General features: G+C 42.5%; 26 protein-coding genes. 9 read left to right on the top strand and 17 right to left on the bottom strand.

The features are described from left to right. The first annotated feature begins 133 nt into the window (after positions 1-133). The 3 genes from FTV43_RS04810 to FTV43_RS04800 all read left to right on the top strand — a co-directional run bounded on the left by FTV43_RS04810 (position 134) and on the right by FTV43_RS04800 (position 2,215). Positions 134-847 (top strand): DUF3108 domain-containing protein, encoded by a 714-nt coding sequence (locus FTV43_RS04810; RefSeq protein WP_004976176.1) that lies wholly within the window; start codon positions 134-136, stop codon positions 845-847. 128 nt (positions 848-975) lie between these two features. Continuing rightward, positions 976-1,551: a xanthine phosphoribosyltransferase gene (locus tag FTV43_RS04805; RefSeq protein ID WP_004976172.1), complete on the top strand. Its 576-nt coding sequence runs from the start codon at positions 976-978 to the stop codon at positions 1,549-1,551. A 262-nt stretch (positions 1,552-1,813) separates the two neighbouring features. After that, the gene (locus tag FTV43_RS04800; RefSeq protein WP_179994976.1) at positions 1,814-2,215 is read left to right on the top strand and encodes a hypothetical protein; all 402 of its coding nucleotides are present in this window, start codon (positions 1,814-1,816) and stop codon (positions 2,213-2,215) included. Between the two features lie 58 nt (positions 2,216-2,273). Here the strand turns inward: FTV43_RS04800 and FTV43_RS04795 are convergent, their stop codons facing one another. Next, positions 2,274-2,465 (bottom strand): hypothetical protein, encoded by a 192-nt coding sequence (locus FTV43_RS04795; RefSeq protein WP_179989432.1) that lies wholly within the window; start codon positions 2,463-2,465, stop codon positions 2,274-2,276. Between the two features lie 567 nt (positions 2,466-3,032). Next, positions 3,033-3,629, bottom strand: a complete 597-nt coding sequence (gene wrbA, locus FTV43_RS04790; protein ID WP_168418546.1) for an NAD(P)H:quinone oxidoreductase — start codon at positions 3,627-3,629, stop codon at positions 3,033-3,035. 112 nt (positions 3,630-3,741) lie between these two features. Here wrbA and FTV43_RS04785 point away from each other — a divergent pair, with 112 nt between their 5' ends. After that, positions 3,742-4,989 carry a YihY family inner membrane protein gene (locus FTV43_RS04785; RefSeq protein WP_179994975.1) on the top strand — a complete coding sequence of 416 codons (1,248 nt, stop codon included), beginning with the start codon at positions 3,742-3,744 and terminating at the stop codon, positions 4,987-4,989. Positions 4,990-5,135: 146 nt separating this feature from the next. Here FTV43_RS04785 and FTV43_RS04780 read toward each other — a convergent pair whose 3' ends face one another. The 6 genes from FTV43_RS04780 to FTV43_RS04755 all read right to left on the bottom strand — a co-directional run bounded on the left by FTV43_RS04780 (position 5,136) and on the right by FTV43_RS04755 (position 9,990). Next, on the bottom strand, positions 5,136-6,065 hold the full coding sequence (locus FTV43_RS04780) for a DMT family transporter (RefSeq protein WP_179994974.1): 930 nt from the start codon (positions 6,063-6,065) through the stop codon (positions 5,136-5,138). 171 nt (positions 6,066-6,236) lie between these two features. Beyond that, positions 6,237-6,641 (bottom strand): biopolymer transporter ExbD, encoded by a 405-nt coding sequence (locus FTV43_RS04775; protein ID WP_168461080.1) that lies wholly within the window; start codon positions 6,639-6,641, stop codon positions 6,237-6,239. Further along, a complete protein-coding gene (locus FTV43_RS04770) occupies positions 6,641-7,264 on the bottom strand; it encodes a MotA/TolQ/ExbB proton channel family protein (RefSeq protein ID WP_179994973.1) in 624 nt (207 codons plus the stop codon). The genes FTV43_RS04775 and FTV43_RS04770 overlap by 1 nt, the downstream gene beginning before the upstream one ends. A gap of 19 nt (positions 7,265-7,283) precedes the next feature. Next, complete coding sequence (locus tag FTV43_RS04765; protein WP_179994972.1) at positions 7,284-8,069, bottom strand: energy transducer TonB; 786 nt, start codon at positions 8,067-8,069, stop codon at positions 7,284-7,286. A 261-nt stretch (positions 8,070-8,330) separates the two neighbouring features. Beyond that, the gene (gene purU / locus FTV43_RS04760) at positions 8,331-9,197 is read right to left on the bottom strand and encodes a formyltetrahydrofolate deformylase (protein ID WP_004976151.1); all 867 of its coding nucleotides are present in this window, start codon (positions 9,195-9,197) and stop codon (positions 8,331-8,333) included. Between the two features lie 91 nt (positions 9,198-9,288). Then, positions 9,289-9,990, bottom strand: coding sequence for a TetR/AcrR family transcriptional regulator (locus FTV43_RS04755; protein ID WP_004976150.1), 702 nt, complete (start codon positions 9,988-9,990; stop codon positions 9,289-9,291). A gap of 117 nt (positions 9,991-10,107) precedes the next feature. On the opposite strand from FTV43_RS04755, the gene FTV43_RS04750 reads away from it, so the two are divergent. The 4 genes from FTV43_RS04750 to FTV43_RS04735 all read left to right on the top strand — a co-directional run bounded on the left by FTV43_RS04750 (position 10,108) and on the right by FTV43_RS04735 (position 13,990). Further along, positions 10,108-11,556 carry a coniferyl aldehyde dehydrogenase gene (locus FTV43_RS04750; protein WP_179994971.1) on the top strand — a complete coding sequence of 483 codons (1,449 nt, stop codon included), beginning with the start codon at positions 10,108-10,110 and terminating at the stop codon, positions 11,554-11,556. A gap of 163 nt (positions 11,557-11,719) precedes the next feature. Then, on the top strand, positions 11,720-11,956 hold the full coding sequence (gene rpmB, locus FTV43_RS04745) for a 50S ribosomal protein L28 (RefSeq protein WP_004976147.1): 237 nt from the start codon (positions 11,720-11,722) through the stop codon (positions 11,954-11,956). A gap of 16 nt (positions 11,957-11,972) precedes the next feature. After that, complete coding sequence (gene rpmG, locus FTV43_RS04740) at positions 11,973-12,128, top strand: 50S ribosomal protein L33 (protein WP_003654787.1); 156 nt, start codon at positions 11,973-11,975, stop codon at positions 12,126-12,128. 146 nt (positions 12,129-12,274) lie between these two features. Next, positions 12,275-13,990 (top strand): cation:proton antiporter, encoded by a 1,716-nt coding sequence (locus FTV43_RS04735; protein ID WP_179994970.1) that lies wholly within the window; start codon positions 12,275-12,277, stop codon positions 13,988-13,990. A gap of 129 nt (positions 13,991-14,119) precedes the next feature. Here the strand turns inward: FTV43_RS04735 and FTV43_RS04730 are convergent, their stop codons facing one another. The 9 genes from FTV43_RS04730 to FTV43_RS04690 form a co-directional block, all read right to left on the bottom strand. Beyond that, positions 14,120-14,398 (bottom strand): hypothetical protein, encoded by a 279-nt coding sequence (locus tag FTV43_RS04730; RefSeq protein ID WP_004976142.1) that lies wholly within the window; start codon positions 14,396-14,398, stop codon positions 14,120-14,122. A gap of 103 nt (positions 14,399-14,501) precedes the next feature. Next, a complete protein-coding gene (locus FTV43_RS04725) occupies positions 14,502-15,005 on the bottom strand; it encodes a DUF6586 family protein (RefSeq protein ID WP_096901716.1) in 504 nt (167 codons plus the stop codon). 176 nt (positions 15,006-15,181) lie between these two features. Further along, a complete protein-coding gene (locus FTV43_RS04720; protein ID WP_168541438.1) occupies positions 15,182-15,436 on the bottom strand; it encodes an RNA-binding protein in 255 nt (84 codons plus the stop codon). 79 nt (positions 15,437-15,515) lie between these two features. Beyond that, positions 15,516-17,504 carry an ATP-dependent helicase gene (locus FTV43_RS04715; RefSeq protein ID WP_179994969.1) on the bottom strand — a complete coding sequence of 663 codons (1,989 nt, stop codon included), beginning with the start codon at positions 17,502-17,504 and terminating at the stop codon, positions 15,516-15,518. Positions 17,505-17,662: 158 nt separating this feature from the next. Beyond that, on the bottom strand, positions 17,663-18,418 hold the full coding sequence (locus tag FTV43_RS04710; protein ID WP_179994968.1) for a hypothetical protein: 756 nt from the start codon (positions 18,416-18,418) through the stop codon (positions 17,663-17,665). 173 nt (positions 18,419-18,591) lie between these two features. Continuing rightward, positions 18,592-21,231, bottom strand: coding sequence for a type I DNA topoisomerase (gene topA, locus FTV43_RS04705; RefSeq protein WP_179994967.1), 2,640 nt, complete (start codon positions 21,229-21,231; stop codon positions 18,592-18,594). A gap of 34 nt (positions 21,232-21,265) precedes the next feature. Further along, a complete protein-coding gene (locus FTV43_RS04700) occupies positions 21,266-21,715 on the bottom strand; it encodes an ammonium transporter (protein ID WP_179994966.1) in 450 nt (149 codons plus the stop codon). A gap of 252 nt (positions 21,716-21,967) precedes the next feature. Further along, positions 21,968-22,933: a hypothetical protein gene (locus tag FTV43_RS04695; protein WP_179994965.1), complete on the bottom strand. Its 966-nt coding sequence runs from the start codon at positions 22,931-22,933 to the stop codon at positions 21,968-21,970. A gap of 146 nt (positions 22,934-23,079) precedes the next feature. Next, positions 23,080-23,322: a SlyX family protein gene (locus FTV43_RS04690; protein ID WP_154321065.1), complete on the bottom strand. Its 243-nt coding sequence runs from the start codon at positions 23,320-23,322 to the stop codon at positions 23,080-23,082. Positions 23,323-23,357: 35 nt separating this feature from the next. On the opposite strand from FTV43_RS04690, the gene FTV43_RS04685 reads away from it, so the two are divergent. Further along, positions 23,358-25,265: an ATP-binding cassette domain-containing protein gene (locus FTV43_RS04685; protein ID WP_179994964.1), complete on the top strand. Its 1,908-nt coding sequence runs from the start codon at positions 23,358-23,360 to the stop codon at positions 25,263-25,265. Positions 25,266-25,397 lie beyond the last annotated feature (132 nt).

Below are 25,397 nucleotides of genomic sequence, written 5' to 3'. Positions count from 1 at the left end.
ACTTTAGAAGAGAATACATACAGGAAAACTACACAAGCCGCATAATTCCTAATTTTCTCTTCATATTCAACGCGTATAATGGCAACAAGCAAGTAAATTGCATCTCCCTACATACAGAGGAAATATCTCAGCAATGGCAAATCATGTATTGAAAAAAATGGGTATGGCAGCCGGTGTGTCTACAGCACTGTTTTTGGCTGGTTTCTCTAGCCAAACATTTGCCATGAGTCCTTTCCAAGCCAGTTATCAATTTAACTACAATGGTAAAAACTTAGGTTCTGCAACACGTACTTTAAGCCAAACAGGTAACCAATGGAGTTATGTGTTTGCTGCCAAAGCAGGCGTGATTGCCTCTGCTACAGAAACTAGCCGTTTTAGTTTTAATAATGGCAAAATTGGCTCATCTAGCTTTAGCCGCAGCAGTAAGATTTTGGTGCATAACAACACCATGAGTATTAACTTCAATCCTTCGGCGAAAACCATTAACACCAAAAAGGACAGCGACACCCGTTCTTTTGCGTGGAAAGCGGGCGTGTTGGATGAGTTGAATGCGGAACTGCAAATCCGTGAAGACTTAAAAAGTGGCGGTTTAAAATCGAGCTACTATATTGCCGATAATAAAGAGGTGGAATCACGTCGCTTTATTAAGCAAGGTTCAGAAAAAATCAAAACCAGTTATGGTACTTTTGATACCATTAAAGTGGTGCTGAAACACAACAAACCAAACCGTGATACGATTTTCTGGTTGGCACCAAAACTTGACTACTTGCCTGTCAAAGTTACCCACCAAGACAAAGACAAGTCTTATGGATTATTACTCACAGGCTATAAAGGCCCGACCAACTAATTTAGAATATAACTACTGAGCAAAGCTTGGCAGTTATTCACCATTTGGTAAATTGTTCTTGCATTTTTTCAGGTGCTTTTTAAAATACGCTTTTGCTTTGAAAAGCACCTGCTCTTGAGGATTCTCCCGTGCATGCACTAGAACAGAAAATTTTAGCCGAAGGTATCGTTCTATCTGAAGCGGTTCTAAAAGTCGACTCTTTCTTAAACCATCAAATTGACCCTGTGATGATGCAGCAAATTGGTCAAGAATTTGCGCGTTTGTTTAAAGATGCAGGCATCACCAAAATTATTACCATCGAAGCTTCTGGCATTGCACCAGCTGTGATGGCAGGTTTAGAGCTTGGCGTACCTGTAATTTTTGCACGTAAATATCAATCTTTAACCTTAAAAGATGATTTATACCGCTCTAAAGTATTTTCATTTACCAAGCAAACTGAAAGCACGATTGCCATTTCAAACAAACATATCAGCGCGAGCGACAAAGTCTTGGTGATTGATGACTTTTTGGCAAATGGTCAAGCTGCACTTGGTTTAGCAGATTTAATCCATCAAGCCAATGCAGAAGTCGTGGGTATTGGGATTGTGATTGAAAAGTCATTCCAGCCGGGTCGTGAATTATTGCTTGAAAAAGGCTATCGCGTTGAATCATTGGCACGAGTAAAGTCTTTGGCAAACGGTACAGTTGAATTTGTACGCGATTAAGGTCGATTAAAACTGATGTTGGTTCATCATTTAAACCCGATGATCAAAGAGTGCTTAGGCGCTCTTTTTTTTATGCTTTTTTTAAACTTAAACAACTCATTTACATATATTGAATTTACAAAATAGCCGCGCTACGCCATTCTGCACTTGAAATAACAGTGATTCAGCAGTCTAGTTTTTCTGATTGCAGCTCTAGACAGCACTTTTTAGATCGTCTGCGTGCATTGATGCATGCGGCATGAGCATAAGGCAATTTACAGTCATGACACAAGACAATCCGTTGATGCAACACAGTATCACCTGTCCGAAATGTGGTTCAACTCAAGTTGAAAAACGCGACCATGAACAAAACTTACAAAAAATTGGTGGCGTGTTATTAGGCTCTGCAGGTACGGCAGCAGGTACAGTAGGCGGCGCAGCTTCAGGAGCTTCTATTGGTGCGGCAATCGGTACTGCCGCAGGACCTTTGGGCGTAATTATGGGCGGCACGATTGGCACGTTTGTCGGGGCAATTAGTGTGGGAATCACAGGCGGTTTTCTTGGGCATCGCTTTGGTAAAAAAGCAGGTGTAATTGTTGATCAGAATATTTTTCTAGATTTTCAATGCCTCAAATGTAAACACCGCTTTAAAGAAAAGTTGAAACAGCCAAGCAACTCTAAGTAACCCTAAATCAATTTCAAAAAAAGTGCTGCACATTGCAGCACTTTTTGATTGCATCTTTTTATTTTGCAGTGCTGCTTGCAGAAGTCATCACAGTTTTTTGTGCCGCTAAATACTGTGCTTCCGCAGGTTGTTTTTCAATACGTTGTTCTTCTGAAAAACTCAGACTATGCACAATTTCAGTCGCTGCAACACTCGACCATGAACACCCTAAACTCATTAGACCTAACCCAATCAGCATCCACTTATTCATTTTCACTTTCCTCAATCTCTCATTTTTACAGCAGTCCGTTGTGCTCAATACATTAGGGTCTGTTGACAATTCGTCTATGTTTGCGGCATGAGAGATATATCTCGCAAGGTTTTTTAGCTGATATAAGGCATGGGACAGGAAATTTAGTCATTCTAAATGACTGGCACATAACGCAATAGCAGCAAAAAATATGCTCGCCCCGAAAGGCTGTGGCTAAAACTTTCTCAGATTGCGTTATGAAACTTAGCAATAATCTCGCTATTCCTTGCGTTTCATGCCTGATCTGCTCAGTTTTAGCCTACAGCGCAAGCCATTTATGAAATGTCAACAGACCCTAGCCTGCAAAAAAATGCTGCGTGAACCGTGACAGAAAACTCTGCTTTTAAAGCGGTTATTAGACGTGAAAAGAGAAAACTGAATATCACTGCAAATGGTGATTTTAGGTGAAAAGTGAACTTATTTTTTAGCACGCTCAATGCTACATAAGCCAATCGAATTCAAGTACAAAAGATAAAAGCGTAAAACGATATCCACATTTTACGCTTCATCTTAATTAAAGAAAGAATCTCACATGCCCTGTAATTTTTTTACCATTTCACCTAGGCGTTGTCCTTGCGCTTCACAAAGGATTTTTTCATCCTGACTCAAAGCCTGATCGTGGCGTGGGCCACTCACATGAGTTGCCCCATACGGTGTACCGCCTGTCTTGGTGTTGGATAACGCAGGATGTGCATTGTGCAAGCCCATGATCATCATGCCATGGTGAAAAAGTGGCGGTAACATAGTCAGTAAAGTGCTTTCCTGTCCGCCATGCATCGAACCTGAAGAGGTAAACACACAGGCAGGTTTATTATGTAACGCACCATTCAGCCACAGACTGGTGGTTTGATCCCAAAAGTATTTCATTTCTGATGCCATATTGCCAAAGCGTGTTGGCGAACCTAAGGCCAAACCTGAACAATTGGCCAGATCATCCAAAGTACAGTAAATATCGCCTTCTGCTGGAATACTTGGCTCAGCTTGTTGTACCACAGTTGAAATATTGGGTACGGTTCTAATTTTAACAGGCATGCCACTGGCCTCTACTCCATTGGCAATTAAATGTGCCATTTCCTTAGTAGAACCATATTTACTAAAGTACAAAACCAGAATATATGCTTGCATCATGCGAATAAATCAGACTAAAAATGAAAACTATACGGTATTTTGCTGCTTTTTTGGTTAAGCTTAAACATGAAAACACATAAAGATGATTAAAAATTGAGACAGCGACTGTATGATTGTTGAGTATTTAAAGAAACTGCCCTTCTATGACAAAAAATGGTTTCAATTTGTCTTATTTGTGCTGCGTCGCTTTGAAGCCGACCGCTGCCGTGAACAAGCAGGTTCTTTAACCTACACCACCCTGTTTGCGGTTGTGCCTATGCTGACCGTTTTTTTAGTGATCATCTCTTCCATTAAGGCACTTGAACCTGCACGCCAACAATTACAACAGCTGATTTACAGTAACTTTTTACCTAAAACCACCATCGCATTCGACAAAGCCTTAAGTGCTTTTACTGATAAATCTAGCAACCTCACGATTATCGGGATTCTGTTTTTATTCATTACCACAGTGATGATGCTGACCAGTATTGAAACCGTGTTTAATCGCATTTGGCGTGTCAAAGAAACCCGTGGTGGCATTATGGGTTTTATGCGTTATTGGACCATTATTTCTTTAGGACCTATTTTGCTGGGCAGCGCCTTTGTTATTTCATCCACTTTGGCATCTATGAATGTTCTCAGCAATAACTTTGCAGGTTATGAACTCAACGGTGCGTTTATTTTATGGCTGATTTCATTTGCCCTGACTGTTTTAGGCTTTTTTATTCTAAATTGGACGATTCCCAACCGCAGTGTGCCTGTAAAAGCCGCCCTAATTGCAGGTGTTTTTAGCGCAGTGGTGTTTGAATTATTAAAAAACCTGTTTGGTTTTATTATGTCCAACTTCACCAGCTATGAGCTAATTTATGGTGCATTTGCGGCTGTGCCTATTTTCTTACTGTGGATTTTTCTGTCTTGGAACATTGTGCTCTTAGGTGTCGAAATTAGTTATGCCCTGACCGCATTTGAAGCCAGTCGAGAAAAAAAATGCCATCCCCTACTTATGCTTTTAGACTTGCTAGAATTGTTCTATAAAAAGCAAATGCGTGGCGAGAGTGTGAGCGAAGCAGAAGCATTGGATGTTTTAGGCCGCAATGAAATTGGACGTTGGCCATCTTATGTGTTGATGTTGGAACAGCAAAATTTAATTAAACGCACTGAAAATGATGAATTTGTTTTGGTGCGCAATTTATCTCAGGTAGATTTTTGGAGTTTTTATTCACAGCTACCGTATTCATTGCCACGTCGTCAGGACTTGGCCAATGTCTATCCTGATGATGAATGGATGCAAAAACTTGGCCCCGTACTCAGTGAAACCGATGACTATTTGGCTGCCAAATTGTCGATTCCGCTCTCTAAGATTTTTGAAGAAAAATAATCTTGTACGCGCTCGCTAGATTTTAAATATCACCCATCTTCAAATTTAAACCCGTATTGAGCTACTAGGTTATTTGAAGATGATTTTTACATGACAACATTGCTGATGTTGAGTCTTGCTCAAGTTCATGGAAAAGCTGCAAATACTTATTTTCTTTTTAGTACTTGGGTTTTATGTTTAAACCAACCTTGTGCATTGACCATCAACACGCCCAACATGACCAAAATTGCCCCAACCATAAAACTTTGACTCAGACTTTCATTCAATAACCAAACACCAAACAACACCCCGAATAAAGGCGTTAAAAATGAAAATACGCCTAAGCTAGAGGCTAAATATTGCTTCAACAACCAAAACCAAGCCAAATAGCTAATAAATGAAATCAACACAGCATGAAAAACCAAACTTGCCCATGCAATAGCAGTCCAATGAATGTCTGCTTGCCCGAGTGCATACGCCATAGGCAATAAAATCAGAAAGCCACCTACCAATTGATAAAACAGGGTTTGCGTTGCAGGTGCTTCAGACAAACGGCTTAAACGTACAGCTATCGTGGTGGCTGCCCAAAGCATACCTGCACTTAAGGCCAGTAAATCACCAAAAAGCATTTGGCTGAAGTCTTGCTGTTGAGATTCAGCACGCCACAAAAACGTAACCGCAATCCCGACAAAAGCCAAAATAATTCCGCTCCACTGCAAAGGAGATAACTGCTCTGCAGGTAGTTTCCAATGTAAGCCTAAAGCCACAAAAATAGGTGCGGTATATAGTAAAACCACCACGTGCGAGGCAGAGGTATATTGAATAGCTTGCCCTAGCATAAAAAATTCTGCGGCAAACAACACCCCGACCAATATGCCGGGATACACATATTGCGCTGCAAGCAATTGCGTATTTCTTGCCATCCACAACAAAGGCAACACCATGATGGCAGATAAACCTGAGCGTAATGCCAATTGCATTAATGGAGAAATATCAGGTGCGGCCAGCTTCAGCACTACTTGTTGTAAACCCCAAAAGACGCACAAAATAAGCATCATACTGCTGGCTTTTGCATCTAGTGCTTGGCGTGAACTCATGGCTGAACCTGATTTAAATAAAAAAATAGACTTTCAAATAAGCGGCGAACTCAACCCAAATAGCATGGATGATTAAATACGCTTGAGTAGGTGAAATATTTTGGCATTATGCGTGAGTTTGCATAAAAAAAGCGACCTTAAAAGATCGCTAATTTTAAATAAGATATGGGCTTAATCGTCTGTTGCAAAAGCAATATCACTGAGTCCGGCTTCACTCGCACGTGACATTACTTGCGCTACAGTATCATAACGCGCTTCTTTGTCGGCTCTTAACACCACCGTTGGTTGCTGTGCTTGCTGACTGGCACTGTTAAAGCGGGTTTGCAATTCATCTAAGCTAATAATTTGATCATCCCACGCCACTTCACCATTGGCATTGATACTGACCTGAATTTGATCAGGTGGTAAATCTACAATCTCTGCAGTCGTTTGCGGCAAGGTTAATGGTATAGATGGGTTGGCAACGGTCGCTGTCACCAAAAAGATGATCATCAATACCAACATAATGTCGATCAGGGGAATGAGGTTCATCTCATTCATGCCTGAGTCGTTGTCTTCACCCAATTGAAAAGCCATTAAACCTGACCTCCCACTAAACTTTGTTGTGTTGCTTTCACTTCTGTTTTTTGCACAGATGAATCTTGCTGCAACATGGTATCAATCAACAAACTGTGTGCATGATCTTGCAGGTTATTCGATAAGGTACGGTTCACGCGCGAGCAAATGTTGTAGGCAATTACTGCTGGAATTGCGACTGCCAAACCAAAGCCTGTCATAATTAGAGCTTCACCCACAGGGGTTGCGACTTGTGCCAATCCTGCCTGTCCACTTTTACCCACGGCAACCAGTGCATGGAAAATACCCCAAACCGTACCGAATAAACCGACAAACGGTGCAAGTGAGGCAATCGTACCCAATACCGACACCCCTTTTTCTGCCGATGCTTTTTCTACAGAAATTTGACGCAATAGAGCCTGTTCTGCAACCGCTTTGCGCTGTTCAAAACTTAGTGGCACCAGTTTTGCCTTAAGCTGATTTAAAGCCTGTGACAGTTGAGCATAAGCTTGTTGCTTCAATTGGCGCGTGCCTATCAAACGTAATGCGAAGATGGTCCATGTCGCAATCGACATCGCCAATAACACGAAATACAGCGTTTTGCTGACTGCATCTGCGTGTTGCCAATAGACGGAAAAGTTCATACTCGAACTCCTGTTAAGGTTAGCCGTTAGGGTTCAATGTCAATTCAAAAGGCTGCTCAGCACGAATTGGATAAGCAACGCCATTTTCTTTGTACGGTTTGAATTTTGCACTACGCACAGCGCGTAAAATCTTTTGATCTAAAGCAGGTAAACCACTGGAACGGGTGATTTGTGCATGGGTAATTGCGCCTTTTTCATTGGCCTCAATGAGAACCACCACTGTTCGGGTTTCACCTTGTAAATCGCGGTTACTATAAGTTGGTTTTGGTGAGCGACTCCATTGCACCCCTGACCCACCAATTGAAACTGTTTTAGGTGCGGCTGGTACGACAGGTGCGGGTGCAACAGGAGCAGGAGTTGGTTTAGGCGCGGCTTGTACCACTTTAGTTTCAGTCACTGTCGCTACAGGTGCAGGTTTCACTACCCGCTCGACAGGTTTCTCTACGGGTTTTGCCACAGGCTTAGGCGCTTCAGCTTTTTTTACCTGTTGTACTTTTTCCACTTTTTTAGGTGGCGGCAGTAACGGTTTTTCTACCACAGGCACTTCTTTTACAGGCTGAGGCTTGGGTTTTTCAGGCTGTGGTTCAGCCTTAGGTTGCGGTGGCAACGGTTTAGGCTGTTCTTGAATTTTTACAAAGCGTACTTTTAAAGGTTCTTTTTCTATGGGCTTTAAGGTCGGAGTTTGCATTTGCCCCAATGCCCACAACACACCGACATGACCTAATGCAACAACAGCTAAAGCCGTCACAACTTTCTTTTTCATGGCATTGGGCATTTGTAGCATAGCGTTGGGAGATTGGTTCATTAAAGTCAGCGACCTTCAAAAGCAATTGCCAAACCATCACAATTCCGAACGATCAAACTGATCGGTTAGCACAATTAAAGTAACGCAATAATAAATGAGAAGTGTTTTCATTTGCAACTATTTTTTAATAACAAACGTGAATCATCCAATAAATTTGCTATTTTAAAAACAGTTTAAATAAATGTTATAACATTACAATTTTAGCATAAAAAAACATGCCATGTCGGCATGTTTTAATTCGATTTTTAGATAGCTTTTGCCCTATTGAAATACAACAGTTTTGTTGCCATCTACAATAATACGGTCTTCCAAATGCCATTTAACTGCACGTGCCAGTACATTACGTTCCACATCCTGACCCAATTCACGCAGTTGATCTACCGTAAAGTCGTGGTTTACACGCTCTACATCTTGCTCAATGATCGGACCTTGATCTAGGTCTGCTGTTACATAGTGTGCAGTTGCACCAATCAGTTTTACGCCTTTTTCATAAGCTTGTTTATATGGATTTGCGCCCACGAAAGCAGGCAGGAATGAATGGTGAATATTGATCACTTTCATTTCCCACTTAGAGACAAACTCTTCATCCAAAATTTGCATATAACGCGCCAATACCAACAAATCATTGCCTTGCATCAATTCATCAATTTTAGCGTAAGCTTCACGTTTATTTTCTTTATTAACAGGCACTACTTCAAACGGAATACCAAAGTTTTCTACCGCTTCACGCAAGGTGTCATGGTTCGACACCACTTTGGTAATTTCACATGGTAAACCACCACGTGAATGACGCCATAATAGTTCGAGCAAAGCATGATCAACTTTAGACACCAAAATGCCGACTTTTTTCACATCGCTGACCAAAGCCAAACGCCATTGCATTTCATAACGCTCTGCCACGTTAGAAGCAAAGGTTTGCAATAAGCTTTCTTTACGGCTTTGCAAGTGATCCAGTTCAAACTCAACCCGCATGAAATAACGCCCGCCCTGAGCTTCTGTTGCGTATTGATCAAGCGCGGTAATGTTGGCTCCTTGATGATACAAAAAGCTCGATACAGCCTGCACAATACCTGGCTTATCTTCACAGGTAATCAGTAAACGTGCAGTATTCGCAGTCGTCATATTCATGTTGTTTTTAGTCACTACTTGGTTAAATTGAAAAACAAGCCGAGTATTCTAGCGCGTTTCTCAGACATTCTAAATAGCCATTCTCAGTCTCTTAGTCGGCTTGAGTATTTTTACTGGATGATAAACTCTCAAACAGTTCAGATGTGCCTAGTGTTTCTAGTAAACGCTCATAGGTTGCACGACTTTCACCCCGTAAATATGCCCCTTCAAGGAACAGCATTTGACGTAAAGCCTGCCAAATCCATTTTTCTTCCAAATGGTTTGAATCGGTAATGTGACCCGACATATATAAGAAGTTCGTCCAGTTGGTCAGCACAATCCAAATATTGATAATCAAGGCTTCAATTTCTGACTCAGTCATTTGCATCAGACCCGCATCCACAAAGGCCTGATAAATTTTTTGTCCCTGCTGCATGACCTGTCCTGCAAAACGTGGATACATTTTGCGGAAATCTTCATTGGTTTCGACCAAATGATAGACATCACGATGCAAAAAACGATAAGCCCACAGCTGACTACTGAGAACCTGAAAATAACGAATTTTGTCATTGGCATCTAAGCCACGATTTTCAGGCAAAGCCAGCATTTCTAAAGTTTCTTGCTGATATTGTTCCATCAGCTCTTTAATAATTTCGTTCTTATTGCGGAAGTGGTAATACAAGTTTCCTGGGCTCATGCCCAGTTCTGCCGCAATATGATTGGTTGTTACCGAACGCTCACCACGCTCGTTAAACAATTGCAAACTCAATTGCAAAATACGTTCTTTGGTTTTCAACGTTTTGGTTTGAGACATCCTAAAAACAACCATTCTTTAAAATTTGGGTGGCATGAAAACATAAAGTCACTTGACTGATTAGAGTAAATACTCTAAAAATTAACTTATATTGCTTTTATTGAATGGTAACATGCCATGAACAGTCAAACAAAAACAACTTCAATGACCCCACATTCACCCGATTTACAACGTCTGGATGATATTTTGGCATTGCAGAAATATGCCTATCAGCGTCATCCTGTCCCAAGTGCCAAAGAACGCATTGAACGCTTAGCCCGCTTAAAACGTGTGATTGTGAAATATCAGGATCAATTTGCCGAAGCCATTAACCGTGACTATGGCAACCGCGCCATTGCAGAAACCAAAATTGGTGAATTACTTACCTGCTTGGAACATATCAAATATTACAGCAAAAACCTGACCGACTGGATGAAGCCATCTAAACGTCAGGTTGGTATTATCCACCAACCTGCAAAAGCGTGGGTACAGTATCAGCCTTTAGGCGTGATTGGCATTATTGCACCATGGAATTATCCATTATTACTGTCTTTAGGCCCACTCATTTGCGCCTTGGCAGCAGGCAACCACGCTATGATTAAAATTTCCAGTGCCTCGACCCATTTTGGACGAGTATTGGAAAACGCCTTGAGTGAAGCGTTCCCGCAAGAACTGGTGGCAGTGATTAATGGCGGCGGTAATCTTTCTGACGCCTTCAGCCATTTGCCTTTTGACAAAATGATTTTCACAGGCTCTACCGAAGTGGGTAAAACGGTGATGGCCGCAGCATCCAAAAACTTAGTCCCTGTTATTTTAGAACTTGGTGGAAAATCACCTGTTTTGGTTCACCCTTCTAGCGACATGGCCGATGTTGCACAACGCCTTGCCGTAGGTAAACTTTGGAATGCAGGCCAAACCTGTGTTGCACCTGACTATATGTTCCTGCCTAAAGGCAAAACTGCCGAATTTATGGAACATTTTGAACACTATGTGACCGAAATGTATCCACATATTCGTGACAATCAGGACTATACCGCCATTATTAATGACAAACAGTACCGCCGTTTGCAGGGTTATTTGGAAGATGCCCGTGAACGTGGTGCCAATATTATTGAAATTAATCCGCAAAGTGAAAATGTCGCTGCGACCCGCAAAATGGCACCTACTGTGCTGACCAATGTCAGCCCAGACATGCAAATTATGCAAAACGAAATCTTCGGGCCAGTGCTACCTATCTTAGAATATGATCAAATTGATGATGTAATCGAGTTTATTAATAGCCGACCGCGTCCTCTTGCTTTATACTATTTCGACTTTGATCAGGCGCGTGCCGACTATGTCGCACAGCGAACCCATTCAGGGCATTTCGGAATCAATACTGTATTGACCCACGTTGCACAAGATGACCTACCGTTTGGCGGAGTTGGCGCATCAGGGATGGGGAAATATCACGGTCCTGAAGGTTTTTTCAGCTTATCACATGAACGGTCGGTAATGTCTAATCCGAAGCTATATAGCTTGAAGTTCATTCTTCCCCCATTTGATAAGCCGATTCATCGATTGATTTCGAAGACACTGCTTCGCTAACTGATCAAGGCATGAGCTATCAAACTAGCTCATGCTGTTTTTGAAGAAAATCGCTTGTCTTTTAAGCGTATTTTTGATATAAAACGCCCCTTGAATGAATTCATCCGTTTATTTTTGACTGGCCATACAGATTTGCTGTTGGCTAAATCAATGGAGTTACACCATGTCTAAGGTTTGCCAAGTTACCGGCAAGCGTCCAGTCGTTGGTAACAACGTCTCACACGCCAACAACAAAACTAAGCGCCGGTTCGAGCCGAACCTGCACAACCACCGTTTCTGGTTAGAAAGCGAAAAACGTTTCGTACGTCTTCGTTTAACCACTAAAGGTATGCGTATTATCGACAAATTGGGCATTGAAAAGGTTGTTGCTGACCTACGTGCTCAAGGTCAAAAGATCTAAGTAAGGAGTCAAGACAATGCGTGATAAGATTCGCTTAGTGTCTACAGCGGGTACTGGTTATTTCTACACCACTACTAAAAACAAACGTACTATGCCGGAAAAAATGGAAATCAAAAAATTTGATCCAAAAATCCGTCAACACGTGATTTTCAAAGAAGCTAAAATCAAATAATTTTGGCTTTTTAAAAAAACGACCTGAATTAGGTCGTTTTTTTTGCACTTTTTTTGTCCCACTTGTTAAAATTTCCTCGCATTTTTCTTTTGGCACTGTTTGTGCTTGTCTTCACATAAGGTTAACCATGGCTTCAGGAGTTTCTCGTGCCGCATGATGTAGAACTCATTATCTTACTTGCCGTTGGTTTTGGCTTGGCGCTGGTATTTGGTTATATCGCTGCTCGTTTACGCCTGCCGCCGCTCATGGGCTATTTGATTGCTGGGGTGATCATTAGTCCCAACACCCCCGGAATTGTTGCCGACATCCACTTAGCCAACCAACTGGCAGAACTTGGGGTGATGTTCCTCATGTTTGGCGTGGGCATGCACTTTTCCCTGAATGATCTCATGCAAGTCCGACGCATTGCCCTACCCGGTGCAATCCTACAAATTGCAGTGGCGACTTTATTGGGTGTGAGTGTGTCGATGATGTGGGGCTGGAGCTTTGGTTCTGCGCTCATCTTTGGCTTAAGCCTGTCCTGTGCCAGTACCGTTGTTTTGCTCAAAGCCTTAGGAGATCGCGGCTTGCTTGACTCCGTTAACGGTAAAATTGCTGTGGGTTGGTTATTGGTTGAAGACTTGGTGATGGTCTTGGCCTTGGTACTGCTTCCCGCAACAGCCGTATTACTGGGTGGACAAGCCATTGAAGGTGCAAATGATGAAAATATCTGGCTAACTTTGGGGCTAACCTTACTTAAGGTATCAGGCTTCATTGCCTTTATGCTCATTGTGGGCAAACGCCTTGTGCCCTTTATCATGCAAATTGTGGCACGTTTGGGCTCTCGGGAACTGTTTACCCTAACTGTAGTTGCAGCGGCAGTATCAATTGCCTTTGGTGCCTATAAAGTCTTTGGCGTATCAATGGCGCTCGGTGCATTCTTTGCAGGTATGGTGGTGAAAGAGTCTGACTTTAGCCATCGTGCCGAAGAAGAAACGCTTCCACTACGTGAAATTTTCTCAATTCTGTTCTTTGTAGCCGTGGGCATGCTGTTTGACCCACGTATTTTAATTGAAGAACCGATACACGTACTGGCTGTGGTCGCCATTGTTATGGTGGGTAAAACCATTGCAGCAATGGCTTTGGTGCTGTTCTTCCGCTACCCACTCAACACGGCCTTAACTGTAGGTGCAAGCTTAGCGCAAATTGGTGAGTTCTCCTTCATTTTGGCAACCTTAGGCGTATCGCTACAACTGTTGTCGCTGGAAGGCCAAAACCTGATTCTGGCAGGAGCACTCATTTCTATTACGCTCAACTCTTTTGTTTTCTCTGCAATTGAACCCGTTCAAAACTGGATTCGGGAACGCTCTTACTTGGCACGTTTACTGGAACGTAGCAGCGATCCATTAGCGATGCTACCCGATGAAGTCTCACAGGACTATTTACGTGATCAGGTCGTGATTGTTGGGCATGGTGAAGTCGGACGTCGTATTACCCAAAATCTCATGGCTGAAAATATTAAGGTCGTGATTGCCGAAGAAAACCGTGAAATTGTAGAAGATTTGCGTGCAAAAGGCATTGCTGCGGTCAGCGGAGTTGCCACAGAAGCAGGTGTGCTGATTCAGGCGCATATCCAGCATGCAAGACTGTTGGTGCTTTCGCCTATGGATATTCTGGACATTCATAAAATTGTGGATATTGCCAAAACCCTTAACCCAGAAATTCAAGTCTTGGTTTGTGCAGAAAGCAAAGCTGAAGCCGAAGTGATTCGTAAGGACAACATTGGTGAGGTGTATTTCGCCAAAGAAGAAATGGCGAAAAATATGAGTAATTATATTTTAAATCAAATTGAAATTGCGCATCATCAACCACCAACGCATTAAGCCAATTTTGGACGTATGGCGATCTAAGCCAGATATGCAACAAACAAAAGCGCACTTTATACAGTGCGCTTTTTTTATATGAATGATTGCCGTCACTACTGATCTAGCAAGTTCGCTGAAGCATACAGATCAACTCATAAATTTTGGCTGCTCATCCACAATTTCTGCATGCCACTCATTGACCTGTTTTTCCAACAAGCCAAATAATGCCGCCTGAATCATGTGCTGCGCAACAACAGCAGTCTGATCACCCAATAAGGCTTTGACTTCGTCATTAAACTGGATTTTCACCAACGGCTCTTTCTCTGAGCCTGCATTACGCAATGCCAACTCACCGCCTTCAAGCTGCACCAGCTCCAAAATAGCTTCCTGATTACCAAATAATTCTTTCAATTGCTCTATAGACATATATCCTCCATGCTCGACATGGCGGCAAAGGCGCTTGCACTTTGCATCGTTTAGAATATTTATATCGGGCTGATCAAAAATTTTTCAAGGGCTCTTGGTCAGCTTAAAACTCTACCATCTCATTGCGAAAACCATCAATCAATTGGGTTAAATCTCGATGCCATTCCCGTAAAATTTTGGTGTCTGGCAACCATGCTTGCGGCGTTTGCGTGACTTTAATAATTAAATTAGATGAGGTTTCATCTTCAGGTTCAGGCGCACTCGGTTCTGGTGTGTACTGACACAAGCGATACGCTCGCTTTAACTCTGCAATAAAGCCCGATTTACTCAGTTGCTGTAAAATAGCCACTTCAGGGGAAATCTGCCCTTTTGCAGCCATTAATTCTTCAATCGATTTAAGGGTCGGATTGCTGTCATTCAGGCGATAATAGCGTACCAATTCCTGCAAAAAAGCCAGTACCGCACCATGCAAATGAAATACCGCAGCTTCACGATGCGCCTGCGCTTGCTGAACGTGTTCGGTTTGCTCTGCCTGTTGGCACGAAAGGCGGGCAAAATATAATTTCTGATTGGTACGATCTGCATGAAAACGAGCAACACGAGACATGAGCCTTTCCTCAATTTAGCGGTCTAAGAGCTTTAGATTAAACCGATTTTTACATGATTCCCAATAAAAAATAGACTGTTTTTATACAACCTAAAATGCGCACCAATACAGTGCCCATATCAGAATTTGCATTAGAAAATGCGCATAAAAAAGGAGCATTTGTTGCTCCCTTTGAACTATTTTGAGGCAGGCTTATCTTCCGCCGCTTTGACTCGAATACCATGTCCATGCAGACGCAATGTGTTCAAGCCTTTAATGGCTTTCACAGCTTCACGTGCATGCGGCATTTCTACAAATGCAAACCCTTTCGATTTTCCTGTTGCCGCATCCAGCACCAACGTACAAGATTCAACTGTGCCGTATTCCTGAAAAAGTTTTAATAACTCTTCTTCAGTAACCGTGCGCTCTAAACTACGAACTAAAATTTTCATCTTACAACCTTAAAATAGGCAAAAAACATCAAAAAGCACTCGCCTACTCTACTTTTTGCAGGAAACCATGTGACATAGTTTAATCGAGATCAATGCCAAAATCTAAATTAATCGCTTGACGTTCCACCAAGGCGCTTTTAACCGTTTGCTGACGGGGACGGTGATGGGTTTCCATGCTACACAACTGACGTGTCAAATCATTCAAAAAATAACTGTCTAGCTTGCGCCCCTGTTCATCTACCATGTCACGCGCCCATAAATTCAGATTTTGTTTGGTTAAAATCAGTTCATTTTGGGCACGGGTCAAGGCCACATACAACACGCGACGTTCTTCTTCAATATCATCAAAACTGCCCTGCGCCCGTGCGTGTGGGTACTGCCCCGGTGTCACATTGGCCACATAGCACACTTTTTGCTCTGTACCCTTGGCAGAGTGAATCGTAATCAAAGTGACCACATCGGTATCAGACTGACGTTCAATTTCTGAAATAGATACAGGATCGAGTACATACTCTTCTAAAAATTCACTTAACTGCGCATGCTTAGCCGCCAATTGTTGCACCAACTGAAAATCGCCCTGACGACGATTCCAGTCTTTTTTATAATTTTCTGCCAATTGTTCCTGAATAGCTTCAATCCCCAAACCGACACAAGCAGCAACTTCATGCCGTAAAACGTCCATCTGCTTCATAATCAGTAAAGTTTTTTCAGGCAATTTTCCAAACTTTTCCAACTTTCCAATAATTTTATCCATGCTCGGTTCAAGCAATAGTTGTTGGGCCAACTTACTTGCACCGACATCACCCACGCCATTCCATAAGGTCAGAAAACGCATCCATGCAATATCATCTAGAGGATTGGCAATGACCCGCAATAAACTGAGCAAGTCTTTCACATGCGCGGTTTCCAATAACTTCATGCCGCCAATAAAACGATATGGCACGCTTGCCGCAATACATGCCGCTTCAATATGCCGTGCGGCAAAACTGGAGCGTACCAACACCATGTGATCTGACCACGGTGCACCTTCTAAAAAATGTCGCTCTTTAATATCAATGGCGATCCATTTGGCTTCATCAAACTCATTTGGGAAAAGATGCATTTTTGGCTTGATGCCATCACCACGATGCGCCTGCAATCGTTTGTTATAGCGAATTTCACTTTGCTCCAGCAACCAATTAGACAGGTCTAATATTTCCTGAGTGGAGCGATAATTTTGTTCCAGTTTAAAAATTTGAGCATTCGGCACACGTTCAGTGAAATGATGAATATTTTCAAAATCTGCACCACGGAAACCATAAATCGACTGTGCATCATCGCCCACACAAAACAAACTGACCCGATCTTTTAAAGGCTCAAGCAAAGCCCATTGCAAAGGATTGGTGTCCTGCATTTCATCGACCAGAAGATGCTGACAAATTGACGCGACATAATCGACCAGACCTTCCGACTGCGCCAATGCCGATGCCACCACAGCCAAAATATCGTCATAATCGAGAAAGCCACGTGCACGTTTACGGCTTTCGTATTCCTGCATAATTTCAGCAATTTGATCTTTTAATGCCAAATATTCAGGCTGTTGCTTTTCTAAAGCCACACTCAGTTTTTGACGGGTATTCCGCGCAAAAGAATACAAATCACATAATTCTTGAGGCTTAGGCAACTGACTTGGATTTTTCTTATCATCTTTTCCGCGAATGAGGCGAAACATCATCAACTGATCATCACGATCAATAATAGAAAACTGCTCTAAGCCAAAAGCTTTAGGAATACGTCGTAATAGGTACATACAAAAAGTATGAAAGGTCGAAGCACGTAAGCCTTTGGCTTGCTCACCCAGTGCCAACTCCACCCGCGCGACAATTTCACTCGCCGCACGACGGGTAAAGGTCAAAATTTGAATTTGATTGGCTGGAATACCTTGATCTATCAAGTACGCTGCACGTGCCACAATGGTTTTGGTTTTGCCACAGCCTGCGCCAGCCAAGACCAGACTATGTTGATGTGCTGTCGTGGCTGCTTGTTTTTGCTGGGGATTCAATTCATCAATTAGGCTGGCTAAACTCATAGTGACTCATCGTACTGGGTGGATGAATAGTTTAACAGATCGGTTTAGGAATAAACCCATGAATATAAATTGCTCAATTTATACTCAAGTCATGCTCAAGCACATACTTTTACACAGTCCCTATGATAGAAATGTGGATAAGTCCATGCTTATCCACATTATTTCCAACCCAACTCTATGGCAGTGATTTCGTTAATACGTGTTTGTTGTAGCGATTCAGGCATTTTACTTTTGCTTTGCGAAAGTGGCACATAACCCGCCATTAGTTCAGCCTGTCGTTGTGGGTACAATGGTTGCTGATTTGGGTCTGCATAACCAATCGGATAAATCGGCTGACCTGTGCTCAAATCATATTTATCTGTGGCGCCAAAAGTATGCAGTAATTCATGCACCATCACCATGGTATTGCGCTCACTGTGCGCAGCAGAAGCAAATAAATTCACCGAGCCAATTTTGCCTTTTTGCAAAGCGGTGGAATGTTTCAAAATTTGAGTTTGACTCGGATCATAATAATTCAGGTACAGCGTCACGGTTGCCGCACCATCACTGCTTTGTCGTTGCTGCCAAGCGTAAAAACGGAACTTTAAACTCCATAGTACGGTGCTCAGTAGCGATGCTTGCTCAGGCACTTTTGGTGGCAACTGCTTTAATTCTCGCCCCTGTTTGAAATAAAGCGCAATGGGTTGCCCACGATACTGCAAAGAAGCTTGTTTTAGATAGTCTTGAGCAGAATTTAAATTAGTGATATTTAATGTATTGATATAGTTTTGGGTATTTGATCGTCCATCGGCATTGATTGGATGTAACAATACGATGATGGGCTTATTCCAGTCTTGGTTCTGATCACGCCAAGCATTGACTGCAACAACCAGTAAAACCAGCAATAAGCATAAAATTCGGATTTTTTTCCACATACTTTAAATATCTTTAGGCAATCACTTTACCGAGTTTAATCTTATTATCTTTAAACTCGCCCCCCACATCGGATTAAGATTCACAAAACCTCTCTGTTTTTTATTTTTTCACATTTCAAATTATATGATTTAAAAAAATGCTGACCGAAGCCAGCATTTTGTAATTTGGATAATTAAGCCTCAACCCATTTACCATCTTTGTAAACCAATGACCATTTGGTTTGTTTGCCTTCAGGCGTTTCCGAACCAATATATTGCGCTTGATTCTTACGGCTGAATTTCACCAATGTTGGATTACCCTCTGGGTCTGTATCGGGTGCTTGCAAAATAAACTGATATTTCGGATCAAGCTGTTCTGCAACTGTACGCAATTCCGCGACTTTCGGCGCACGGGTTTCACGGACTTTCGGAAACTTGCTGGCTGCCAAGAACAAACCTGCTGCACCATCACGCAACACAAAGAAATCATCGTGTTTGGTTGAGCGTAAATGTTCCATTTTAATTGGATCAACACGCGGTGGCGCAGGCTGACCATTCTTGAGTACTTTACGTGTATTTTCACAACTGGTGCAGGCAAAATAAGGGCCAAAGCGACCTGTTTTCAACTGCATTTCACCATCACACTTGTCGCACGGAATGGTTGGGCCATCATAGCCTTTAATTTTGAACTCGCCTTCCTCTAGCTCAAAACCTCCACAGTCTGGGTTATTCCCGCAAATATGCAGTTTACGACCACCATCAATCACGTAACTATCCATAGCCGTTTCGCAAATTGGGCAGCGTTTTTTAGACATCAAATCTGCAGTTTCAGCGGCATCATCATCCGACAATGCGGCAAGCGACTCGACAGGAGTCAGGTTCAAAGTTCCCTTGCAACGTTCTTTTGGTGGCAAATTATAGCCTGAACATCCCAAGAATACCCCTGTTGTACCTGTACGAATCTGCATTGGACGCGAACATTCTTTACAATGCACTGCATCAACTTCTACAGGGAGATTACGGCGCATGCCTTGTTCGCCCTGTGCATTGGTCAAACGCTGTTTGAAGTCACCATAAAAACTGTTGAGTAAGTCTTTCCAGTCACGTTCACCATCTGCAACCTTATCTAGCTGACCTTCCAAATCTGCTGTAAAGTCGTAGTTCATCAGATTATTAAAACTTTCATCCAGGCGGTCTGTAACAATCTCTCCCATTTTTTCGGCATAAAGACGACGGTTTTCTAGTTTTACATAACCACGGTCTTGAATGGTCGAAATAATCGCAGCATAGGTCGAAGGACGCCCAATGCCTTTTTTCTCAAGCTCTTTAACCAAGGAAGCTTCAGTAAAACGCGCAGGTGGTTTGGTAAAGTGTTGCGATGGATCAAGCTTTACTAATTTAAGAATTTCACCGACTTTAACTGCTGGCAGTAATACATCATCATCCGATTTGTTTTGCCCACGCACTTTGGTGAAACCATCAAAAACCAGCGTACGACCTTTGGCTTTTAACTCAACACCATTGGCATCCACTAAAATGGTCGATGACAAATATTCGGCTGGTGTCATTTGACAGGCCACGAATTGACGCCAAATCAGATCATATAAACGCTGTGCATCGCGCTCTACACCCACTAAATTGTCGCCTTTAAGTGCAACATTAGATGGACGAATCGCTTCGTGCGCTTCTTGTGCACCTGCTTTATTGCCATAACGATTTGGTTTAGCAGGCAGATATTTTTGACCAAACTCCGCTTCAATATGTGTACGCACCATATTGACCGCATCATCACTCAGAAAGGTCGAGTCAGTACGCATATAGGTGATAAAACCTGCTTCATACAAACGCTGTGCCAGCATCATGGTTTTCTTGACTGAAAAACCAAGACGGGTACTCGCTGCCTGTTGCAGTGTTGACGTGATATACGGCGCACTTGGGTTGACTTTGGTCGGCTTATCTTCACGTGCAGATACGGTGTATTGCGCATCTTTAATCAAGTTCAGTAAAGCATCAGTTTCAGCTTTATTACGTAACTTGAGGGTTTTACCCGCTTGTTTAACTGCTTCTAGGCGAATGTCATCTTTTGCTGATTTAGTATCTGCAAAGACTTGCCAGTATTCTTCGGGTACAAAGGCGCGAATTTCACGCTCGCGCTCCACAACCAGCTTCACCGCAACTGACTGCACTCGTCCTGCCGATAAACCACGGGCAATTTTTTCCCAGAGCAGTGGCGAAATCATAAAACCCACCACGCGATCTAAGAAACGACGTGCCTGTTGGGCATTGACTTTGTTGGTATCTAAACGCGCAGGATGCTTAAAGGCTTCTTGAATCGCATTTTTGGTAATTTCGTTAAACACGACACGTTGATAACGTGAGTCATCTCCACCAATGACTTCTTTTAAGTGCCACGCAATCGCTTCCCCTTCACGGTCCAAGTCCGTTGCGAGATAGACTTCATCGACCTGCGATGCCAGTTTTTTTAATTCAGCGACTACATTTTCTTTGCCTGGCAGCACTTCATAGTGTGCTTTCCAGTCATGTTCAGGATCAACCCCCATACGGTTGACTAATGCTTGTTGAGCTTTTTCAGCTTTCTGAGCCTCGGTCAGTTTGGTTCGGGTGGTGGTTTTCTTTTCTGTGGTTTTTGCGCCACCACTGGTTGGCAAATCACGCACGTGACCGACCGAAGACTTCACAATGTAGTCCGAACCAAGATATTTATTGATTGTTTTCGCTTTTGCAGGCGACTCCACAATCACTAAGGCACGTTTGTGACCAGCTTCAGATTTGGCTGCAGTGCTTTTGGATGTGGACCGAGGAGCGTTCGCCATAAGTAACCGTATTTCCTATTTAATGGTTTAAAAATTAACGTTCAGCCAAGCTATGTAAAAAGGCTTTCATCTCATCTAATTGAGTTGCGCGAAGATCGGCTTCTTCATCCCAATAGATTCCTACACAGTTTGCCTGCATATCAATAGCATAAATGCCCTTTAATGCAATGAGTAAGCCTTGGAATTTCTCATCGCCATGCAGCACATTAAGCTTTTGATCTGTCACTAAAGCACGCATCAATGGTAAACGAGCATCGGCGATTAAGACGCTATAATACGCCACCATACTGGCACGTGATTCCGCTGCTTTCGGGATTTTGGTCCAGTCGGGTGCAACCACCAAACGTGGGTGTAGTCCCATTTTTCGGGCTTTCTCACGCATTAGTCCCAAAGCTTTTTCTCTTGGGCTTACACGCAGACCAAAAATAGAGCCCATCACAAATACAATGACGGCAACGGCAACCCAAATTCCAGTATTTTCCATAGTACAACCTTTCTATTCTTATATTAGAGTTGCATAAGCACAATATAAAACGCAAGATCAAAATTAAGGGGGAATCTGTTTATTGCAAGACTTTAGACAAATTAAAGCGTCCTTCTCACCGTTTTAACCTATATAAACCTACATATAAATTAAAATTTAAATCATTGATAATCTTTAATTTCAATAAGTTTAAATACAGGAAAAATCTGCTTTAGTTTTATGAGCAACTGTACACGCCTTTAATCGAAATGCTTAACTCAAAAACATTTCATGGCTATACAGCACTTCATGCCCATTCCAATAAATATAGCCTTTTTCAATCAGTTCTTTGAGCAATAAACGAATGTCAGATTTTGGAAAAAGTCGTTCCAATAAATCACGCAACTCATAAATATCTTTAGGCTTATTACCTTTTAACTCACGTAGTTTTTTTGCCACTTCCCATTGCACAGGGTCAATTTGGCTAAAGTTTTTAAACAACGTATGCTGAGGATGCAATTCTGCGACTTCTGCTTGCTCCGCTAGCGTAGACCTTACCGTCGTCTCTTGGACAGGTTCTGCTGCGGCATCTAAATCTAACTGCACCCATTGTTTCAGTACTTTTTTACGGAAACTGATCTGCTCATCTACACGTTTAACAATTTTTAGGTTAATCAGCATGCCCAACACATGCTGTGCCTTGTCTGTTTCAAGCTGCAAAATATTGGAGATCGAGTTTTTTAAAGCGTCTTGAGTTGTCGGTTTGCCTGACATTTTTGCCAACGCATCACAGTACTTTTTCACCAATAGCAATTCAGGCTTACTGCGAATTGCCGCAGGGCTTGGCAAATGATGTTTGCTTTTCGCAGCCTGTGCTTCAGGCTGAATATGAATCAGGTGACAGGCGATTTCAGAAGCCTGCAACATTTCCAATAAAATCTGAATACTGTCTGCGGCAGAAATGACTTCAACCTGTGTATCTGGCTCAAGTAGCGCCATGAGTTGTCCCACCACCACAGCATATTCAAACTCTTTAAATTCGGCACGAGGGCTATCTAAAATAATGAGCTGACCGGTACTGATCCAGCCTGCGAACTCGGTTAAATCTTGCAGGCTGTATTCAAATTTTCCTGCACAATTAAACAGATACACACTAGGATGATGCTCAACAATCTCTCGCAACAAAGTCGCGGTAGGCATGTTGTTTTCAAGATCAAGTAACACAACTTTAGAAGACATAAATTTTAGCGAACACGGGTAGATTTTAAGATTTAGGCGCAGCAGCCGAGCATTACAACGGGAAGTATCGTAAAGGTCAAATAAAATTCATGTCTGACATTGTTTTGATCTCAACTCCCTTCCCTATATTTATGCGTCTTCAAGCCTTAATAATGCGGTGGACGGTTAGTCAGTGGGTCAAATGGTGCAATGCCTTCCGACAAATCTGCCGACTCTACCCGCTGATACAACAATTGCATTTGTTGCTTTAAATCCGCAATTTCCAGACTTTGACGTACCACTTGTTCATTCAATTGTTCAACTAAATCGTCCAAAAATGCAATTCGCACTTGCAAATCTTCAATGGGTGCGGAAAATGACGCCTGATCATCTATACTTTGTTTAGTCATTTCAAATCCTCATTTGAGATTTTTTAGGAAACACTATGGCCTATATTACTTTAAGGGATGTCCAGCTTGCATTTGGTGGACCTGCCTTGCTCGACGGCGCGAATTTTAACCTAGAACGTGGCGAACGAGTGTGTTTGATTGGCCGTAATGGGGAAGGTAAGTCTACTCTACTTAAACTGATTGAAGGAAGTTTACTGCCAGATGCCGGTGAAGTATCGTTGCAAAATGGCATCACTATTTCTATGCTGGCACAAGATGTGCCCATGGATTCAGGCAAAGTCGCCGATATTGTTGCTGATGGTGCAGGCGAAGCTGCTGCAGTATTAAAAGCCTATCACGAAGCCAGTGATGCCTGTGTATTGGGCGATATGGATGCCTGTGACCGTATGGGGAACCTGCAACACAAGTTGGATCAACTGGATGGCTGGGCGCTAGAAAATAAGGTCAATGCCATTTTAAGTAAAATGGGACTGGATCCGAATGCAGACTTGGCCGATTTATCGGGCGGACGTAAACGTCGTGTGTTGTTGGCACGTGCCCTGCTCACACAACCTGATGTGTTGTTATTAGATGAGCCGACCAACCACTTGGATGTAGAAAGTATTGAATGGCTAGAAAAATTCTTACTCGATCAAAACAATTTAACCCTGCTGTTTATTTCGCATGACCGTGCTTTTGTCGATAGTATCGCCACCCGCATTGTCGAGTTAGATCGTGGTGTATTACGCAGCTACGAAGGCAACTATTCGCGTTATTTAGATTTAAAAGCGCAGCAACTTGAAGCTGAAGAAAAACAAAATGCGCTGTTTGATAAAAAACTGGCCGAAGAAGAAGCATGGATTCGTCAAGGCATTAAAGCACGTCGTACCCGCAACGAAGGACGTGTGCGTGCTTTAAAAGCCTTACGTGAAGAATCCAAAGCACGTCGCTTCCAACAAGGCAAAGTCAATATGGCAGCGCAGGAAGCCAATCGCTCAGGTAAACTGGTCTTTGATATTGAACATTTACAAGTGGCCTTTGGCAATCAAGCTCCAATTATCAAAGACTTTTCAACATTGGTATTACGTGGCGACCGTATTGGTTTAGTTGGTGATAACGGTGTCGGTAAAACCACTCTGATTAAAGCCATTTTAGGTGAAATTGAGCATGGCGGCTCTGTCAAAACAGGAACACAACTGGAAATTGCCTATTTTGACCAATTGCGTAACGTCTTGGATTTGGAAAAGTCGGTCAAAGATAACGTGTCTGAAGGTTCAGATTTTGTTGATGTGAACGGACAACGTCGTCATATCTATAGTTATTTACAAGACTTTTTATTCTCACCAGAACGTGCGCGCACGCCTGTTAAAGCCTTGTCTGGCGGTGAACGCAACCGTATTTTACTGGCAAAATTATTACTCAAACCATCTAACCTGATAGTGATGGATGAGCCGACCAACGACTTGGATATGGTCACTTTAGAATTGCTTGAGGAAATGCTCAGCGACTATAAAGGCACCTTATTGCTGATTTCACACGACCGTGCCTTTATGGACAACGTGGTGACTTCAACTTGGGTATTTGATGGCAAAGGCAATATTGATGAATATATTGGCGGCTATCAGGACTATTTGCAGCAACGCCCAGACCAAACTGTGGTTGATCAAAAAAGTGATGTTAAAAAAGCCGTTGCCAAAGCCGAAGCGGCTGCAGCAGCACCAACGGCTAAAAAAGTAAAATTGAGCTACAAAGATCAACGTGCTTTAGAGCAGTTGCCAGGTGAAATTGAAGCACTGGAACAGGAACAAACCGAATTGGCTGAAAAACTGGCGGATGGTTCTTGGTTTGTAACAGATGCCAATGCAGCCACCAAAGCCTCACAGCGTTTGGCTGAAATTGATGAAGAACTGCTGGAAAAACTGGAGCGTTGGGACGAACTGGAAAACTTGGCGAATGGTAACTAGGGTCTATTGACACTTCGTCTACGCTTGTCCTGAAAGACTTCGCAAAACCGTTTTAAGCATCTTTCCCATTGGACGGATGCTTTTAAATTTTAAAATCGGTTCGTGCTAAACTGCAACGATACAACACTTTAC

This window comes from Acinetobacter sp. YH16053 (assembly GCF_013417035.1).
Lineage (GTDB): Bacteria > Pseudomonadota > Gammaproteobacteria > Pseudomonadales > Moraxellaceae > Acinetobacter > Acinetobacter towneri.
This window is presented reverse-complemented; position numbering and strand designations above follow the sequence as displayed.

Bases quoted from the DNA above. Each gene is read 5' to 3' on its own strand.
- FTV43_RS04810 (WP_004976176.1), top strand. From the start codon at position 134: ATGGCAAATCATGTATTGAAAAAAATGGGTATGGCAGCCGGTGTGTCT.
- FTV43_RS04800 (WP_179994976.1), top strand. From the start codon at position 1,814: ATGACACAAGACAATCCGTTGATGCAACACAGTATCACCTGTCCGAAA.
- FTV43_RS04795 (WP_179989432.1), bottom strand. From the start codon at position 2,465: ATGAATAAGTGGATGCTGATTGGGTTAGGTCTAATGAGTTTAGGGTGT.
- wrbA (WP_168418546.1), bottom strand. From the start codon at position 3,629: ATGCAAGCATATATTCTGGTTTTGTACTTTAGTAAATATGGTTCTACT.
- FTV43_RS04785 (WP_179994975.1), top strand. From the start codon at position 3,742: ATGATTGTTGAGTATTTAAAGAAACTGCCCTTCTATGACAAAAAATGG.
- FTV43_RS04780 (WP_179994974.1), bottom strand. From the start codon at position 6,065: ATGAGTTCACGCCAAGCACTAGATGCAAAAGCCAGCAGTATGATGCTT.
- FTV43_RS04775 (WP_168461080.1), bottom strand. From the start codon at position 6,641: ATGGCTTTTCAATTGGGTGAAGACAACGACTCAGGCATGAATGAGATG.
- FTV43_RS04770 (WP_179994973.1), bottom strand. From the start codon at position 7,264: ATGAACTTTTCCGTCTATTGGCAACACGCAGATGCAGTCAGCAAAACG.
- FTV43_RS04765 (WP_179994972.1), bottom strand. From the start codon at position 8,069: ATGAACCAATCTCCCAACGCTATGCTACAAATGCCCAATGCCATGAAA.
- purU (WP_004976151.1), bottom strand. From the start codon at position 9,197: ATGAATATGACGACTGCGAATACTGCACGTTTACTGATTACCTGTGAA.
- FTV43_RS04755 (WP_004976150.1), bottom strand. From the start codon at position 9,990: ATGTCTCAAACCAAAACGTTGAAAACCAAAGAACGTATTTTGCAATTG.
- FTV43_RS04750 (WP_179994971.1), top strand. From the start codon at position 10,108: ATGAACAGTCAAACAAAAACAACTTCAATGACCCCACATTCACCCGAT.
- rpmB (WP_004976147.1), top strand. From the start codon at position 11,720: ATGTCTAAGGTTTGCCAAGTTACCGGCAAGCGTCCAGTCGTTGGTAAC.
- rpmG (WP_003654787.1), top strand. From the start codon at position 11,973: ATGCGTGATAAGATTCGCTTAGTGTCTACAGCGGGTACTGGTTATTTC.
- FTV43_RS04730 (WP_004976142.1), bottom strand. From the start codon at position 14,398: ATGTCTATAGAGCAATTGAAAGAATTATTTGGTAATCAGGAAGCTATT.
- FTV43_RS04725 (WP_096901716.1), bottom strand. From the start codon at position 15,005: ATGTCTCGTGTTGCTCGTTTTCATGCAGATCGTACCAATCAGAAATTA.
- FTV43_RS04720 (WP_168541438.1), bottom strand. From the start codon at position 15,436: ATGAAAATTTTAGTTCGTAGTTTAGAGCGCACGGTTACTGAAGAAGAG.
- FTV43_RS04715 (WP_179994969.1), bottom strand. From the start codon at position 17,504: ATGAGTTTAGCCAGCCTAATTGATGAATTGAATCCCCAGCAAAAACAA.
- FTV43_RS04710 (WP_179994968.1), bottom strand. From the start codon at position 18,418: ATGTGGAAAAAAATCCGAATTTTATGCTTATTGCTGGTTTTACTGGTT.
- topA (WP_179994967.1), bottom strand. From the start codon at position 21,231: ATGGCGAACGCTCCTCGGTCCACATCCAAAAGCACTGCAGCCAAATCT.
- FTV43_RS04700 (WP_179994966.1), bottom strand. From the start codon at position 21,715: ATGGAAAATACTGGAATTTGGGTTGCCGTTGCCGTCATTGTATTTGTG.
- FTV43_RS04695 (WP_179994965.1), bottom strand. From the start codon at position 22,933: ATGTCTTCTAAAGTTGTGTTACTTGATCTTGAAAACAACATGCCTACC.
- FTV43_RS04690 (WP_154321065.1), bottom strand. From the start codon at position 23,322: ATGACTAAACAAAGTATAGATGATCAGGCGTCATTTTCCGCACCCATT.
- FTV43_RS04685 (WP_179994964.1), top strand. From the start codon at position 23,358: ATGGCCTATATTACTTTAAGGGATGTCCAGCTTGCATTTGGTGGACCT.